The 15,433-nt window shown below is 75.4% G+C and carries 15 protein-coding genes and 1 tRNA gene; 10 read left to right on the top strand and 6 right to left on the bottom strand.

What is annotated here, in order from left to right; all coding sequences use genetic code 11:
* Nucleotides 1-41 precede the first annotated feature (41 nt).
* Both EV189_RS02505 and EV189_RS02500 read left to right on the top strand, forming a co-directional pair.
* Nucleotides 42-443 (top strand): DUF4383 domain-containing protein, encoded by a 402-nt coding sequence (locus tag EV189_RS02505; RefSeq protein ID WP_130491913.1) that lies wholly within the window; start codon nt 42-44, stop codon nt 441-443.
* Nucleotides 440-961: a hypothetical protein gene (locus tag EV189_RS02500; RefSeq protein ID WP_130491356.1), complete on the top strand. Its 522-nt coding sequence runs from the start codon at nt 440-442 to the stop codon at nt 959-961. Before EV189_RS02505 ends, EV189_RS02500 begins: the two co-directional genes overlap by 4 nt.
* Here the strand turns inward: EV189_RS02500 and EV189_RS02495 are convergent.
* From EV189_RS02495 to EV189_RS02485, 3 genes are read right to left on the bottom strand one after another with little or no spacing between them, the layout of a single operon-like run.
* Nucleotides 958-1,725 carry an SDR family NAD(P)-dependent oxidoreductase gene (locus EV189_RS02495; protein WP_130491355.1) on the bottom strand — a complete coding sequence of 256 codons (768 nt, stop codon included), beginning with the start codon at nt 1,723-1,725 and terminating at the stop codon, nt 958-960. The genes EV189_RS02500 and EV189_RS02495 overlap by 4 nt on opposite strands.
* 55 nt (nt 1,726-1,780) lie before the next feature.
* Nucleotides 1,781-2,287: a Rieske (2Fe-2S) protein gene (locus EV189_RS02490; protein WP_130491354.1), complete on the bottom strand. Its 507-nt coding sequence runs from the start codon at nt 2,285-2,287 to the stop codon at nt 1,781-1,783.
* A 47-nt stretch (nt 2,288-2,334) separates the two neighbouring features.
* Complete coding sequence (locus EV189_RS02485; protein ID WP_130491353.1) at nt 2,335-2,808, bottom strand: DUF2231 domain-containing protein; 474 nt, start codon at nt 2,806-2,808, stop codon at nt 2,335-2,337.
* A 135-nt stretch (nt 2,809-2,943) separates the two neighbouring features.
* Here EV189_RS02485 and EV189_RS02480 point away from each other — a divergent pair, with 135 nt between their 5' ends.
* A complete protein-coding gene (locus EV189_RS02480; RefSeq protein ID WP_231115995.1) occupies nt 2,944-3,408 on the top strand; it encodes an acyl-CoA thioesterase in 465 nt (154 codons plus the stop codon).
* A 41-nt stretch (nt 3,409-3,449) separates the two neighbouring features.
* Here the strand turns inward: EV189_RS02480 and EV189_RS02475 are convergent, their stop codons facing one another.
* The 3 genes from EV189_RS02475 to EV189_RS02465 all read right to left on the bottom strand — a co-directional run bounded on the left by EV189_RS02475 (nt 3,450) and on the right by EV189_RS02465 (nt 6,269).
* Entirely contained in the window at nt 3,450-4,823 is a 1,374-nt protein-coding gene (locus EV189_RS02475; RefSeq protein WP_130491352.1) for a GH1 family beta-glucosidase, read from the bottom strand.
* Between the two features lie 141 nt (nt 4,824-4,964).
* Nucleotides 4,965-5,990, bottom strand: a complete 1,026-nt coding sequence (locus EV189_RS02470; RefSeq protein WP_165400088.1) for a LacI family DNA-binding transcriptional regulator — start codon at nt 5,988-5,990, stop codon at nt 4,965-4,967.
* Between the two features lie 193 nt (nt 5,991-6,183).
* A tRNA-Leu gene (locus EV189_RS02465) sits at nt 6,184-6,269 on the bottom strand.
* Nucleotides 6,270-6,409: 140 nt separating this feature from the next.
* Between EV189_RS02465 and EV189_RS02460 the strand changes: the two genes are divergently transcribed.
* The 7 genes from EV189_RS02460 (at nt 6,410) to pknB (ending at nt 15,415) form a co-directional block, all read left to right on the top strand.
* Complete coding sequence (locus EV189_RS02460; protein ID WP_231116090.1) at nt 6,410-7,300, top strand: FhaA domain-containing protein; 891 nt, start codon at nt 6,410-6,412, stop codon at nt 7,298-7,300.
* A gap of 28 nt (nt 7,301-7,328) precedes the next feature.
* Nucleotides 7,329-7,829 (top strand): FHA domain-containing protein FhaB/FipA, encoded by a 501-nt coding sequence (locus tag EV189_RS02455; RefSeq protein WP_231115994.1) that lies wholly within the window; start codon nt 7,329-7,331, stop codon nt 7,827-7,829.
* Between the two features lie 13 nt (nt 7,830-7,842).
* Nucleotides 7,843-9,270 carry a Stp1/IreP family PP2C-type Ser/Thr phosphatase gene (locus EV189_RS02450; protein ID WP_130491349.1) on the top strand — a complete coding sequence of 476 codons (1,428 nt, stop codon included), beginning with the start codon at nt 7,843-7,845 and terminating at the stop codon, nt 9,268-9,270.
* Nucleotides 9,267-10,655: an FtsW/RodA/SpoVE family cell cycle protein gene (locus EV189_RS02445; RefSeq protein WP_130491348.1), complete on the top strand. Its 1,389-nt coding sequence runs from the start codon at nt 9,267-9,269 to the stop codon at nt 10,653-10,655. Before EV189_RS02450 ends, EV189_RS02445 begins: the two co-directional genes overlap by 4 nt.
* Nucleotides 10,652-12,109, top strand: coding sequence for a peptidoglycan D,D-transpeptidase FtsI family protein (locus EV189_RS02440; protein WP_130491347.1), 1,458 nt, complete (start codon nt 10,652-10,654; stop codon nt 12,107-12,109). The genes EV189_RS02445 and EV189_RS02440 overlap by 4 nt, the downstream gene beginning before the upstream one ends.
* Nucleotides 12,109-13,515 carry a serine/threonine-protein kinase gene (locus EV189_RS20555; RefSeq protein ID WP_231115993.1) on the top strand — a complete coding sequence of 469 codons (1,407 nt, stop codon included), beginning with the start codon at nt 12,109-12,111 and terminating at the stop codon, nt 13,513-13,515. The genes EV189_RS02440 and EV189_RS20555 overlap by 1 nt, the downstream gene beginning before the upstream one ends.
* Before the next feature lie 94 nt (nt 13,516-13,609).
* Nucleotides 13,610-15,415: a Stk1 family PASTA domain-containing Ser/Thr kinase gene (gene pknB / locus EV189_RS02430; protein ID WP_130491346.1), complete on the top strand. Its 1,806-nt coding sequence runs from the start codon at nt 13,610-13,612 to the stop codon at nt 15,413-15,415.
* The last annotated feature ends 18 nt before the right edge of the window (nt 15,416-15,433 follow it).

Raw genomic sequence — 15,433 nt, 5'->3', positions numbered from 1 at the left:
GGAGCACCATGAGCACCATCGGAGGCCGGTCGGCCGCCTCGATCACGAACTCGCCGAACCGCCTGCTGGGCGTGGTCTTCGGCGTCGTCTACCTGCTGGTGGGCCTGCTCGGGTGGTTCGTCGTCGGCGGCGTGGGCTTCGCCGAGAGCCACGGCAAGAGCCTGCTCGGCTTCGACGTCAACCCGCTGCACAACATCGTCCACCTGCTCGTGGGGCTGGCCCTCCTGGGCGCGGGTGTCGCGGGCACCGCGGCGGCGAAGGGCGCCAACATCGCGGTGGGCGCGGTCTACCTCGTCGTCGGCATCATCGGGCTGTTCATCCTCGACAGCGACGCGAACATCCTCGCCCTCAACGGCGCGGACAACGTGCTGCACCTGGCGAGCGCCCTGCTGCTGCTCGGGGTCGGCCTCTCGCAGGACCGCGCCACGCGCGCCCGGCTGTGAGCGCGCCGACGCGTCCGGGGGCCCTGGGCCTCGCGGCCTACGCGGGGATCGGCGCCGGGCTCGTCCACCTCGCCGTGGTGCACGAGCACCTGCAGGAGTGGCTGGCAGCAGGCATCTTCTTCATCTTCCTCGGAGCGGCGCAGGTCGTGTGGGGAGTGGCGTCGTTCGCCGCGGGACGGGTCCTCGTCCCGCGTACCGCGGTGCTCGTCTCCCTCGGCACCGTCGTGCTGTGGGTCGTGAGCCGGACGTCCGGGCTGCCCGTCGGGCCCGAGGCGTTCGAGCCCGAGGCCGTCGGCCGCGCCGACGTCCTGTCCTGCGTGCTCGAGCTGGTGACCGTCGCGGGGGTGGCGCTCGGCGTCCGGCGCGTACGGACCCGCGAGAGCAGCCCCCGTCGCAGCGTCGCCGCCCTCGCGGCTGCCGCGGCCCTCGTCGCCGTGCTCACCACGCCGGCGCTCGCGGCCAGCGGGTCCGAGGAGGGCGACCACATGCCGGGGATGTCCGCGGAGCAGCAGCCCTAGCGGACGGTCCATCCCCCGTCGACGAGCAGCGTGTGCCCCGTGATGAGCGAGGCGGCGGGGGAGGCCAGGAACACCACGGCACCAGCCACTTCCACCGGCTTCCCGATGCGGTGGAGGGCGGCGATGCGCTCGACGACCTCGGCCTCGAACGCCGGGTCGGCCAGCGCGGGTGCGGTGCCGTCGGTCCGGATGAAGGTCGGGGCCACGCAGTTGACGGTGATGCCGTACTCGCCCCACTCGACGGCGAGGCAGGCGGTCAGGTGCGCGACGCCGGCCTTCGTCATGCAGTAGACGGACTCCGTCGGCAGCGCCACGGCGCCGGCCTGGGAGCCCATGTTGATGATGCGGCCGCCCCCCTCACGCAGGTGGGAGAACGCCTGCTGGCACGCGAAGAACGTGCCCTTGAGGTTCACGGAGAGCGTCGCGTCGAAGTCCTCCTCGGTGACGTCCACCGCGAGGTTGGTCGGCGCGATCCCCGCGTTGTTCACGAGGATGTCCAGCCCGCCCAGCAGCTCGGCCGCGCGGTCGACGCCGGCGCGCACCTGCGCGACGTCGGTCATGTCCATCTGCACGGGGTACGCCCGGCGCCCCAGCGCCTCCACCTCCGCGACCGCGCCGGCGTCGCGGTCGACGTCGCGCAGGCCGAGCACGACGTCCGCGCCCGCGGCAGCAAGGGCGACGGCGGACGCGCGCCCGAGCCCCCGTGACGCCGCGGTCACGAGGGCTCGTCGGCCGGTGAGGTCGAAGCTGGGGAGGTCGGTCACGGGCGCGACGCTAGCAACCCGCGGCTCACGCGCTGACCCTGCCTGCTGCCGTGGCTCAGCCGCTCACGACGTTCCCGCCGTCCACCTTCACCGCGACGGCCGGCAGCGGCCGCGGCGCGGGACCGCCGAGCACCGAGCCGTCGGCCAGCGCGTAGCGCGAGCCGTGCGCGGGGCAGACGATCTGGCCGCCCTGGACGCCGACGACCACGCCCTGGTGCGTGCAGATCGCGGAGAAGGCGTGCACGGTGCCCGCGGTCGGCTGCGTCACGACGACCGGCTTGCCGTCGCTGCCCTGGACGACGACCCCGCTGCCCACCGGCACCTTCGCGATCTCGACGAGGGCGGCGGACGAGGACCCGCCCGAGGAGCCGGACGAGCTGGCGCCCGCGGCGGGGGCCGAGCCGGCGGGAGCGGGGGCCGCGGACGCGGCAGCACCACCGCCACTGCTGGAGCTGTTGGCGTCGCTGCCGCCGCTGCTGCCCCCGCAGGCGGCGAGCGAGCCGAGGCAGGTGGCGCAGGCTCCGGCGAGGACGGCGCGGCGGGAGAGGACGGCATCGGTCACGGAGGGCTCCTGGGAGTGCGGTGGTGGCAGGGGACGGAGGAGGTGGCTCAGGACGAGCCGACGCCGTTCCAGACGGCGCGCGCACCGGTGTCACCGATGCGGTAGGTCATCCAGGCGGTCGCGACCGCGACGACGACGGCGACGACGGGGACGACCACGCGCAGGGCGGCCGGGACGCGCTCGCGGCGCTGGACCGCCCACGCGACGACGGCGACGACGACCAGCGCGACCATCCACGGGAGCAGCTGGTCGCCGAGGTGCGCGTGGCGCTCGATGGCCGGGTCGTGGGTGCCGGTCGCCTTCGCGAGGCTCTCCTCGAGCGCCTCGCCCGCGTGCGTCGTCGGCGGGACGGCGATGAGACCGAGGACGGCCAGCACCGGCGGCACGGGGCCGAGGCGATGGCGGGCGGCCGGCCAGAGCGCCGCGACCACCACCAGCACGCACGCGAGCGGCACCAGCGTGACCACCGCGTGCACGAGCAGGGGGTGGGCGGGCAGGCCGCCGATCCGCGTCGGTCCCATCGCCACGTCCTCCCGTCGAGGCGCGCCCGGAGGGCGCTGTCGAGGAGGAGTACGCACCGCTCCCCGCCGCCGTTCACCCGGCGGCCGCGCCGTCGCGCCCAGGTCGTAGTGTCTCCCGGGAGCACAGGAGGCGCAGTGGCGGACGAGCAGGGCGGCACCCCGGGGTCGAGCGAGATCGGCGCCGTCGAGCTCGTCGACGTGCACTTCGACGACCTCGACGCGCTGGGCATGCTGCACAACTCGCGCTACGTCGTCCTGGTCGAGCGGGCGCTGGCGAGCCACTGGACGGCCCGCGGCTACACCTTCCGCTTCGGCAAGCCCACCAAGCCCGACGTCATCCAGGTGGTCCGCGAGCTGCGGATCACCTACTCGGTGCCGGTGCTCCACCCGGGGCCGCTCGCGGTCCACTTCTGGGTCGAGAAGGTCGGCACCACGAGCGTGACCTACCGCTTCCGCGTCGAGTCGCCGGACCGGACGGTCGTCCACGCGGAGGGGGCCCGCGTCGTCGTCCGCGTCGACCCCGACACCGGGCGGCCGACGCCGTGGACCGAGGAGGCGCGGCGCGACGCGGAGGAGCTGCTGGCGCCCGCCGCCGGCTGACCCTCGCGGGCGCTCAGCGCGCGCCGGCCGGGCCGCCCGCCTCAGCCGACGGCGAGGGGGGCCACGTCGCCGCGGTGCGCGGCGATGATCTGCGCGTAGCGCTCGCCGCTCGCCTTCACCGTGCGGGTGCCGGTCGGGTAGTCCACGCGCACGAGCCCGAAGCGCTTGTCGTAGCCGTAGGCCCACTCGAAGTTGTCGAGCAGGCTCCACGCGTAGTAGCCCTCGAGGGGCACGCCGCGCTCCACGGCCTCCGCGCAGGCCGCGAGGTGCGCCTCGAGGTACGCCGTCCGCTCCGCGTCCTCGACCCGCCCGTCCGGCCCCGGCTCGTCGACCCAGGCCGAGCCGTTCTCGGTCACGACGACCGCGCTCGGGGCGTAGTCCTCGGCGACCCGGACGAGGATGTCGCGCAGGCCGTCCGCGTGGACCTCCCAGCCCATCGCGGTCGTCGCCGCACCGGGCACCTCGACCTGGCGGGCGCGGACGACACCGGCCGCCGGGTCGTCGGCCACGACGTTGCGGAAGTAGTAGTTGACGCCGAGGAAGTCCATCGGCTCGGCGATGGTGTCGAGGTCGCCGTCGCGCAGCGGCAGCTCGCCGGAGCCCGCCGCGGCGTACAGCTCGGCCATGTCCTGCGGGAAGCCCCGCCCGTGGACCGGGTCCAGCCACCAGCGGTTGGTGTGGCCGTCGGCGCGCACCGCGGCGGCGGCGTCCTCGGGCGACGCGGTCGCCGGCTCGCACGGGGAGAGGTTGCAGACGAGGCCGACGCGTGCGGGCAGCGGGGCGGCGGCGCGCACGGCCTGGGTGCCGAGCCCGTGCGCGAGCAGGAGGTGGACGCTCGTCGGCACGGCCCTGGACAGGTCGCGGTCGCCGGGCGCCATGACGCCCTCGAGGTGGCCGAGCCACGCGGAGCACAGCGGCTCGTTGAGCGTGACCCAGTCCTGCACGCGGTCGCCCAGGCGCGCAGCGACGAGCCCGGCGTAGTCCGCGAAGCGCTCGGCGGTAGCCCGGGCCGGCCAGCCGCCGGCGTCCTGGAGGTACTGCGGCAGGTCCCAGTGGTACAGCGTCACCATCGGGCGGATCCCCGTGGCGAGCAGGTCGTCGACCATGCGGTCGTAGTACGCGAGGCCGGCGGGGTTGAGCGCGCCGCCCGGCTGCGGCTGGATCCGCGGCCACGCCACCGAGAAGCGGTACGCGCCCACCCCGAGCGCGCGCAGCGCGGCGAGGTCGTCGGGCCAGCGGTGGTACGAGTCGCACGCGACGTCGCCGGTGTCGCCGCCGTCGACCTTCCCCGGCGTGTGGGAGAACGTGTCCCAGATCGAGGGCGTGCGGCCGTCCTCCGCGACGGCTCCCTCGACCTGGTACGCCGCGGTGGCGGCGCCCCAGACGAACTCGGCGGGCAGGACGGGCTGCGGCATGGCGGGTCTGCTTCCTCAGGGGCACGGGTGGGGCACGGGTGGGGCACGGACGGGCACGGGCCGGCGCGGAGGGCCGGCTGGCTGGGTGCGCCCCGGGAGCAGGGGGACGTCTGCTCCCGGGGCACGACTGGGGGCAGCGCGCTAGGCGCTGCTCATCGGTCCCCCGGCGGGGCGCCGCGTGCTCTCGCGGACGACGAGCTCGGTGGGCAGCACCCGCCGCACCGGGCCCTCGGCGTCCCCGTCGAGCAGCTCGAGCAGGATCGCCACCGCCTCGCGACCGACGGCCTCGACGTCCTGGCGCACGGTCGTGAGCTCGACCCCGCGCCGGCGCAGCGAGGCCACGTCGTCCCACCCCGCGACCGCGACGTCACCGGGGATGGAGAGCCCCGCGTCGGTGATGGCGTCGACGGCGCCGAGGGCCGCGTGGTCGTTGGCCGCGACAATGCAGTCGGGGCGGCGGGCGAGCAGGCGCTGCGCCGCGGCGTAGCCGCTCTCGTAGCCGAAGTCGCCGACCGCCACGAGGTTGGCGTCGACGGCCGCCTCCCCGCCGAGCGCCGCGACGTACGCCGCGTGCCGCTCGTCGGCGTCGGTGTTCCCGACGGGCCCGCGGATGGTGGCGATGCGCTCGTAGCCCTCCTCGCGCAGGTGCGCGAGGAGCGCTGCGGTGCCGCCGGCGTTGTCGACGGCGACCCAGGACAGGGCCTCCTCCGCCTCGGCCTGCGGGGGCCGGCCGACCAGCACGACGGGCACCGGGCCCTCGAGCAGCGACTGCACCCACGCGTCGCCGAGCGCGATGATCGAGATGACGAGGCCGTCGATGATGCTGCCGGAGAGCAGCTCGGAGACGGCGCCGCCGGGCCGGTCGTGGGAGAGCCAGAGCATGACGCCGCGGTCGCGGTCCATGGCACCGGTCGTGACGGCGTTGACGAGCTGGGCGCCGTACGGGTCGCCGGTGAGCGCCGTCGTCGGCAGCACGAGCCCGAGGATCCCCGAGCGCCCCGTCGTCAACGACCGCGCGGCGAGGTTCGGCTGGTAGTGCAGGGCCGCGGCCACGAGCCGGACGCGCTCGGCGGTGGCGGCGCTGATGCGCGGGTCGTTCTTCAGCGCGCGGGACGCGGTGGAGCGGGAGGTCGCGCTGAGGCGCGCGACGTCGGCCAGCGTCGCCACGTCGTCCTCCTCCCGTGCACGGTCCCGCCGTGCAATCGGTAGCACGAGCAGCGCACGCCGACCGTAGAGCGCTCTCCTCGCGACCCGCAACCGCTTTCGGAGGACCGGTGATCACGATTCGGCAACAGCAGTGCCAAGGGTTGCACAGACGCAGGACGGCCCGGTCCTCGAGGAGGACCGGGCCGTCTCGTGCTGGTGGGCAAGGGGGGACTTGAACCCCCACGTCCTTGCGGACACTGGCACCTGAAGCCAGCGCGTCTGCCATTCCGCCACTTGCCCGTGCTCCGAGCCGGGGCTAGGAGCGCCGGACAAGGGTACCAGCCCTCGACGGGGACACCGGCCGAGCGCCGGGCGTTACGATCAGGGCGGCGCGAGGAGGACCGCTGGCGGCACCGACGAGGGGAGACGGGGTGAGCGGCATGCAGCGCTTCGAGCGCCGCGTCGAGGGGCTCGTCAACCGCGTCTTCGCCCGCACCTTCAAGTCCGAGGTGCAGCCGGTCGAGATCGCGGCGGCCCTGCGCCGGGAGGCCGACGACCGGGTCCAGGTCGTCTCCCGCGAGCGCAGCATGGTGCCGAACTCCTACGTCGTCGAGCTCGGCCCGCACGACCACGAGCGGCTGCTCCCCTGGGAGGAGCCGCTGTCCGGGGAGCTCGTGGAGATCCTCGCCGAGCACGCGGCGGCGCAGGGCTACCTCCCGGCCGGACCGCTCCAGGTGGTCCTCGAGCGCCACGACGACCTCGAGACGGGCGTGTTCCGCGTGCGCAGCGCGGCCGACGCCCACGCGGCGCCGGCCCCACCGCTCGCGCCGCCGCCCGCACCCGCCCCTCCGGTGGCGCGGCCGGCCGCGCCGGTCCTCCCGCCGCCCGCCCCGCAGCTGCGCGCTCCCGTCCCGCCGGAGGCCACGGCGGTCTTCGCCGCACCGCGCCCGGTCCTCGCGCAGCCCTGGCTCGACGTCGCGGGGGTGCGCCACCCCCTCGTCAAGGCGGTCACCGTCGTGGGGCGCGGCTCCGAGGCCGACGTCCGGCTCGAGGACCCCGGCGTCTCCCGGCGCCACGTGCAGATCCAGGTCGCGGGCGAGCGCGCCCGCCTCGTCGACCTGGGGTCGACCAACGGCACGCTCGTCGAGGGCCAGCGCGTCCGCGAGCTCGAGCTGGTCGACGGCACCGCCTTCGTGCTGGGACGCACGACCGTGACCTACCGCGGCGGCCGGGACCGCGAGGACCGCTACGACGACGGCGGCGGCAGGGACGGCAGGGGCTCCGGCCCCGTCCGGCCCGGCGGCGAGTCGTTCATCCCGGGGCTGCGGTGAGCGAGCGCGGCGGGGAGGGCGGCTAGGCGTGCAGGAGCTCTCCGGCCTCACCCTCGGCGTCATCAAGCTCGGCTTCCTGGCCGTCCTGTGGCTGTTCGTCCTCACCACGGTCTCGGTGATGCGCTCCGACCTGTTCGGCACCCGGCTCGCCTCCCGCGGGCGGGGTGGCGCGGCGGCCCGTCCGGCGCCCGCCCCCGCTCGCGAGGAGCGCCCGGCACGGCCCCGCCGCAGGCGCGGCGCCCCCAGCCTGCTCGTCGTCACCGAGGGTCCGCTCGCGGGCACGACCGTCCCGCTCGAGGACGCGCCGATCACCCTCGGGCGCGCCGCCGGCAACACCATCGTGCTCGCCGACGAGTACGCCTCGAGCCACCACGCGCGCTTCTTCGGCGACGACGGGACGTGGTACGTCGAGGACCTCGGCTCCACCAACGGCACCTGGGTGGAGCGCGCGCGCGTCGCCGAGCCCACGGCGGTGCGCCCCGGGGTCCCCGTGCGCGTCGGGGCCACCGTCGTCGAGCTGCGCAAGTAGGCCGGCGACCCCCATGGCGACCGCTCTGCGCTACGCCGCGCGCTCCGACGTCGGGCTGCTGCGCGACGGCAACGAGGACTCCGGCTACGCCGGTCCGCGGCTGCTCGTCGTGGCCGACGGCATGGGCGGGCACGTCGCCGGCGAGGTGGCGAGCTCCGTGGCCGTCGCGACGATGTCCGCGCTGGACGAGGACGCGCCCGGCTCGGACCTGCTCGGGCTGCTGCGCGGCGCGGTCGACCAGGCCAACGAGCAGATCGCCGCGATCGTGCTCGGCGACCCGAGCCTCGTCGGCATGGGGACCACGCTGACCGCGCTGCTGCGGGCCGGCTCCCGGCTGGCCGTCGTCCACATCGGCGACTCCCGCGCCTACCTCCTGCGCGACGGGGCGTTCGACCAGATCACCCACGACCACACGTTCGTCCAGACGCTCGTCGACGAGGGGCGCATCACGCGCGAGGAGGCCGACTCCCACCCGCAGCGCTCGCTCATCACCCGCGCGCTCATGGGCCACGACGAGGTCGACCCCGACCTCTCCGTGCGTGAGGCCCGCGCCGGCGACCGGTACCTGCTCTGCAGCGACGGGCTGTCCAGCGTGGTCTCGCACGACACCCTGGCCGACGTCCTGGCGAGCGTCCCCGACCCGGACGCGGCCTGCCGCGCGCTCGTGCAGTACGCCCTGCGCGGGGGAGGCCCCGACAACATCACCGTGATCGTGGCCGACGTCGTCGACACCGACGCGAGCCCCTCGCAGGTGCCGCAGGTCGTCGGCGCGGTGGCCGAGGACCGGGTGGCGCGCCGCGGGGACGGGCCGAGCGGGTCCTCCGCCGGCCGGGCCGCGGCCCTGCGCCCGGCGCGCGCGGACGAGGAGGAGGACGACGAGCCGCCGCGCGGCCGGCCCTCCCGCTGGCCGCTCGTCGTCCTGGTCGCCCTCCTGCTCGCCCTCGCGGGCGGGTCCTGGGCGGCGTGGAGCTGGTCGCAGCGGCAGTACTACGTCGGCACCAGCCAGGGGCAGGTCGCGATCTACCGCGGGCTCCCGCAGTCGCTCGCCGGGCTCTCGCTCTCCCGCGTGGTCTCCCGCGAGGGGATCGCGCTCGGCGACCTGCCGGCGTACACCCGCGACCAGCTGGCCGACGGCATCACCGTCGACAGCCTGGCCGACGCCCACCAGCGGATCGGCGCGCTGGCCCAGCAGGTGGCGCAGTGCAAGACCGACCCCACCTCGCCCGCGTGCCGCGAGGAGCTCCCCGACAGCGGCACCACCGGGTCGCCGGCCCCGACGGCGGGCGCGGTGGCCCCGAGCGGCGCGAGCGCGGCAGCGGTGCCGACCCCGCGGGGGACGGCCACGGCGAGCGCGGCCCCCCGCAGCACCCCGGCGACGCTGCGCGCGACCGCGAGGGCGACGGCGCGCTCCACCGCCCGAGCCACGGCGGCCCGCCGGTGAGCGCCACGACGCTCACGCCCGCGGTCACCTCCTCCCGCCGCGGGGCCGAGCTGCTGCTCCTCGTGCTGGGCGGCGCGGTCTTCGTCGGCGCGTACGCCGCGGTGGGCCTCGCGGTCAGCGGCCGCGTCCCCCCCAACCTCGGGACCTACGGCGCGTTCCTCGGCGGCCTGCTGCTCGTCGCGCACGTGGTCGTCCGCCGCACCGCCCGCTACGCCGACCCGGTGCTGCTGCCGGTCGTGGGGCTGCTCAACGGGCTCGGCCTCGCGATGATCCACCGGCTCGACCTGGCGAGCGCGCACGGCAGCACGGCGGACGACGCGCTGCTGAGCGGCGACGCGCTCGCGCAGCTGACCTGGATGACGCTCGGGGTCGCGCTGTTCGTCGTCGTGCTGCTCGTCGTGCGCGACCACCGCACGCTGCAGCGCTGGACCTACACCTCGATGGTCGCGGGCATCGCGCTGCTGCTGCTGCCGCTCGTCCCCGGGATCGGCCGCGACGTCAACGGCTCGCGCATCTGGATCCGGGCAGCCGGCTTCTCGTTCCAGCCGGGCGAGGCGGCGAAGGTCGTCCTCATGCTGTTCTTCGCGGGTTACCTCGTGGTGAAGCGCGACGTGCTGGCCCTGGCCGGGCGCCGGTTCCTCGGGGTCGACCTCCCGCGCGCCCGCGACCTCGGCCCGCTGCTCCTCGTCTGGGTGGCCTGCCTCGCGATCCTCGTGCTCGAGAACGACCTCGGCACGTCGGTGCTGTTCTTCGGCTCGTTCGTCATGCTGCTCTACGTCGCGACGCAGCGCCGCTCCTGGCTGCTGCTCGGCGGGCTGCTGCTGGCGCTCGGCGGCTACCTCGCGTACGGCGCCTTCGGCCACGTCCAGGTGCGCGTCGACACCTGGCTGCACCCGTTCGCCGACGCGGCGGGGCGCGGCTACCAGCTGACCCAGGGGCTCTACGGCTTCGGCGCCGGCGGCATCCTCGGCACCGGGCTCGGCCAGGGCAACCCGCAGTTCGTGCCGCTGGCGAAGAGCGACTTCATCGTCGCGTCGTTCGGCGAGGAGCTGGGCCTCACCGGGCTCATGGCGATCCTGCTGCTCTACGGCATCCTCGTCGAGCGCGGGCTGCGCACGGCGATCGCCTGCCGCGACGCGTTCGGCAAGCTGCTGGCCGCGGGCCTGTCGTTCATCCTCGGCATCCAGGTGTTCGTCGTCGTCGGCGGCGTGACGCGGCTGATCCCGCTGACGGGGCTCACGACCCCGTTCCTGTCCTACGGCGGCTCCTCGCTGGTCGTGAACTGGATGATCGTCGCCCTGCTGCTGCGGATGAGCGACGCCGCGCGCCGCCCGGCCCCGGCCGCGAGCGTCCCGAGCACGAGCGCCCACCGGGTCGCGGCGTGAACCGCCAGCTGCGCCGCATGTCGGCGGCCCTGATGGCGCTGTTCGCGCTGCTGCTGCTCAACGCGACCTACCTGCAGGCCGTCGACGCCGGCTCCCTCAACTCCCACGCCGGCAACAAGCGCGTGCTCCTGCTCGAGTACTCGAAGGAGCGCGGGTCGATCCTCGTCGGGCGCCAGCAGGTCGCGCGCAGCGTCAAGACCACCGACGCGCTGACCTACCTGCGCAGCTACCCCACCAAGGGGCTGTTCGCCTCCGTCACGGGCTACTCCTCGCTGTTCTCGCGCACCGGCATCGAGAAGTACGCCAACTCCTTCCTCTCCGGCGACGACGACCGGCTGCGCATCCGCCGTCCGATCGACCTCGTCACCGGCCAGCGCATCGAGGGCGCCACGGTCCAGCTCACGCTCGACGCCGCGGCCCAGCAGGCGGCGAGCCGCGGGCTGGCGAAGGCCGGCGGCAAGGGCGCGGTCGTCGCGCTCGACCCGCGCACCGGCGCGGTCCTCGCGCTGCAGAGCTACCCGGTCTACGACCCCAACCTGCTCGCGAGCCACGACGCAGGGACCGTGCTCAAGAACTACGACGCGCTGGTCAAGGACCCCGACCAGCCGCTGCTCGACCGCGCGACCAGCGAGGACTTCCCGCCCGGGTCGACCTTCAAGCTGGTGACGGCCGCGGCGGCGCTCTCCTCCGGGAAGTACACCCGCACGGGCAAGGTCGACGGCCCGGCGACCCTCGACCTCCCGCAGACCACCAAGGACCTCCCCAACGAGAACGGCCGGCCCTGCGGTGACGGGCACCCGACGCTGCAGACGGCGCTGGACCTCTCCTGCAACACGGTCTTCGGCGCCGTCGGGCTCGCGCTCGGGGCCCACGCGCTGCAGGACCAGGCGGACAAGTTCGGCTTCGACGACCCCGACCTCAGCATCCCGCTCCCGGTGGCGCAGAGCGTCTTCCCCGACGCGCCGAACGCGCCGCAGACCGCGCAGAGTGCGATCGGCCAGTTCGACGTGCGCGCCACCCCGCTGCAGATGGCCGTCGTCGCCGCGACGATCGCCAACGGCGGGAAGCGGATGAAGCCGTACCTCGTCGACCGGGTGACCGCTCCCGACCTGACGGTGCTGGACAAGACCCAGCCGGAGGAGGTCGAGCAGGCCGTGACGCCGCAGGTCGCCCGCGAGCTGACCACGATGATGGTCGACGTCGTCCAGCACGGCACCGGCACCAACGCGCAGATCCCTGGCGTCCAGGTCGCCGCGAAGACCGGTACGGCGCAGGCCGGCGAGGGCGACCGGCCGCACGCCTGGTTCGTCGCCTTCGCGCCCGCCACCGACCCCAAGGTGGCGGTGGCGGTGCTCGTGCAGAACGGCGGCACCGCGCAGGAGATCAGCGGCAACCAGGTCGCCGGGCCGATCGCGAAGTCCGTGATCCAGGCCGTGCTGGGTGGAGGGCAGTGATGCAGGCAGGGGACGTCCTCGGCGAGCGCTACCGGCTGGTCGACCTGCTCGCCCGCGGCGGGATGGGCGAGGTCTGGCGCGCGGTCGACGAGCGGCTGGGCCGCGAGGTCGCGGTCAAGGTGCTGCACGCCGCGTACGCCGGGGACAGCGCGTTCCACGACCGGTTCCGCGCGGAGGCCCGCAACACCGCTGCCTTCACGCACCCCGGCGTGGCCCAGGTCTACGACTTCGGCGGCTCCGACGCCTCCCCCTGGCTCGTCATGGAGCTCGTGCCCGGACAGCCGCTCTCCGCGCTGCTCGACCGGGGCCCGATCGGCGTGCCCGCGACCCTCGACGTGCTGGCGCAGACCGCCCGCGCGCTGCAGGCCGCGCACGCGGCCGGTGTCGTGCACCGCGACGTGAAGCCGGGCAACCTGCTGCTCACGCCCGACGGCGTCGTCAAGGTGACCGACTTCGGCATCGCCCGCGCCGCCGACGCCCTGCCGCTCACGGCGACCGGGACCGTCATGGGCAGCGCGCCGTACCTCTCCCCGGAGCAGGCGCACGGCCGGACCGCGACGGCGGCGAGCGACGTCTACGCCCTCGGGGTCCTGGCCTACGAGTGCCTGGCCGGCCACCGCCCCTTCATCGGCGAGACCGCGGTCGACGTGGCGGCAGCGCACGCCGCCGACCCGCCGCCGCCGCTGCCGCTGACCGTGCCGCAGCCGCTCAAGGACCTCGTGCTCGCCATGCTCGCGAAGGACCCGGCCGACCGGCCCGACGACCGGGCGGTGGCCGAGCGGGCCGAGGCGCTGCGCGGCTCGACCCCGGGGCTCGCGGCCGGCTTCCCCGTCGAGGGGGCCACCGAGGTGGTCCTGCCGCTCAGCGACCCCGCCCCCACCCGCAGCCAGCCCGTACGCGCCGCCACCCCCGCGCCGCAGGACGCGCTGCGTCCGTTCACCCCGCCGCGGCGCCGGCGCCGCCTCGGTCCCGCGCTGCTCGTCGCCGTCGTCGTGCTCGCGCTCGCCGCCGCCGGGGCGTACGCGCTGGGCTCGACGCTGACCGGCGGCTCGGGCTCGGCCGTGCCGCACTCCTCCTCCCGGGCGAGCAGGTCGGCGAGCGCCTCGGCGAGCGCGTCCACCTCGGCCTCCGCGTCCGCGACGCCCAGCAGCACTCCCGAGGACTCGGGCGCCGCGAGCCAGCCGGCGGCGGGCGGCGCGCTCGACCCGCAGACCCTCGTGGGCCAGCCCGACAGCGCGGCGTTCCCCGCGCTCAAGGCTGCCGGCTACAGCTACAAGCGGCTCCACAAGGCGCTCGACGACGCCCACCCCGCCTGCTCGGTGGCCTCGGTCGAGGTGACCGGGCGGCAGGCCAAGGTCACCGTCTGGTGGCCCGCGGGCGGGGGTGCGACGTGCGCGAAGCTCTAGCAGCGCTGACGGCCCTGCGGGGGTCGGCGTCGGCTCCGGGGGAAGACGACGGGGGCGTGCCCGTCGCACGGGGCCATGAAGGAGGAGGGGACGCGTGACCGCAGAGCCGCTGCTGCTCGGGGGGCGCTACGAGATCCGCGAGGTCCTCGGCCGGGGGGGCATGGCCGAGGTCCACCGCGCTCTCGACGTGCGCCTCGGCCGGGTCGTGGCGGTCAAGATGCTGCGCGCCGACCTCGCCCGGGACCCGGAGTTCCAGGACCGCTTCAAGCGCGAGGCGCAGTCCGCCGCCTCGCTCAACCACCCGACGATCGTCGCCGTCTACGACACGGGCGAGGACTGGGTGGGGGGCGCGCGGGTGCCGTTCATCGTCATGGAGCTGGTCGAGGGGTCCACGCTGCGCGACCTGCTCGCGTCCGGCCGCCGGCCGCTGCCCGAGCGCTCGCTCGAGATCGTCTCCGGCATCCTCACCGCGCTGGACTACAGCCACCGGCACGGCATCGTCCACCGCGACATCAAGCCGGGCAACGTCATGCTGACCCCGCGCGGCGAGGTCAAGGTCATGGACTTCGGCATCGCGCGCACGATCGCCGAGGCGACCGCGGCCGTGACGCAGGGCTCCGCGGTCGTCGGCACCGCGCAGTACCTCTCCCCGGAGCAGGCCCGCGCCGAGCAGGTCGACGCCCGCACCGACCTCTACTCCACCGGCTGCGTGCTGTTCGAGCTGCTCACCGGCCGCCCGCCGTTCGTCGGGGAGTCGTCGGTCTCGATCGCGTACCAGCACGTCTCCGAACCGCCGCCCGCGCCCTCGTCGCTCGACCCGTCGCTCGGCGCGTCGGTCGACGCGGTCGTGCTGCGGGCGCTGGCGAAGGAGCGCACGGACCGCTACCCGACCGCGGCGGCGATGAAGGCCGACGTCGACCGCGTACGCGGTGGCGGGGCCGTCCCGATGCCCCTGCTCCCGCGCCCCGAGGTCACGTCCGCGACGCAGGCGATCCCCCCGGTGCGCCGCGCGCAGCCGCCGACCGTGGTGCGCCGCGAGCAGGTGCCGGTCGCGCCCGTGGCCTACGAGCAGGGCCCGCGGCGCGGGCGGGGCGGCGCGTACGCCCTGCTGGCGCTCGCGCTCGTCGCGGTCCTCGTCGTGGGGGTCGTCGTCGCGCGGCAGTACCTCAGCGACCGCAAGGTCCAGGTGCCCTCCGTCTCCGGCATGACCGTCGACCTCGCGACGACCAAGCTGCAGGGGGCCGGTCTGAAGGTGGCCTCCCCGCCGCAGAAGCGCGCGAGCAAGGACGTGTCCGAGGGGCTCGTCATCTCCACCGACCCGGACGGCGAGGTGCCCAAGGGCTCGGTGGTGGCGATCATCGTCTCCTCCGGGCCGGACAAGGTCCCGGTGCCGAGCGTGCAGGGCTCCACCTACGCCGACGCGGTCGACCAGCTGAAGAGCGCGGGGCTGCTCGCCAGCCGCAAGGAGGTCGACTCGACCAACGGCGAGGACGCCGGGACCGTGCTCGACACCGACCCCAAGGTCGGGACGTCCGTGCTGCCGGGCTCGACGGTCGTGCTCTCGGTGGCCAACGGCCGCGTCCCCATCCCCGATGTCAAGGGCAAGCAGCTCGCCGACGCCAAGCTCATCCTGGCCAACAGCGCCGGGCAGTTCCGCACCTCGACCGCCTCGGTGAAGGTGGACTCGCAGGACCAGGACGGCGTCGTGCTCAGCCAGGCCCCCGACGCGGGGTCGACGGCGCCGAAGGGCGCGCGGATCATCCTGCGCTACGGCCGCTACACCGCACCCCCGCCGCCCAGCACGCCCGCCGCGTCCACCCCGGGTGACGGCGGGGCCTCGCAGCCGGCCCAGCCGCCCCAGCCGGGGCAGCCGGGCGCGTCCGGGGGCCCCGACCAGTAGGAGGCCAGGCCAGGAGGG

The organism is Motilibacter rhizosphaerae (assembly GCF_004216915.1).
Taxonomy (GTDB): domain Bacteria; phylum Actinomycetota; class Actinomycetes; order Motilibacterales; family Motilibacteraceae; genus Motilibacter; species Motilibacter rhizosphaerae.
The sequence above is the reverse complement of the archived record's forward strand: the minus strand, read 5'-3'. Positions and strand labels throughout refer to the sequence as shown.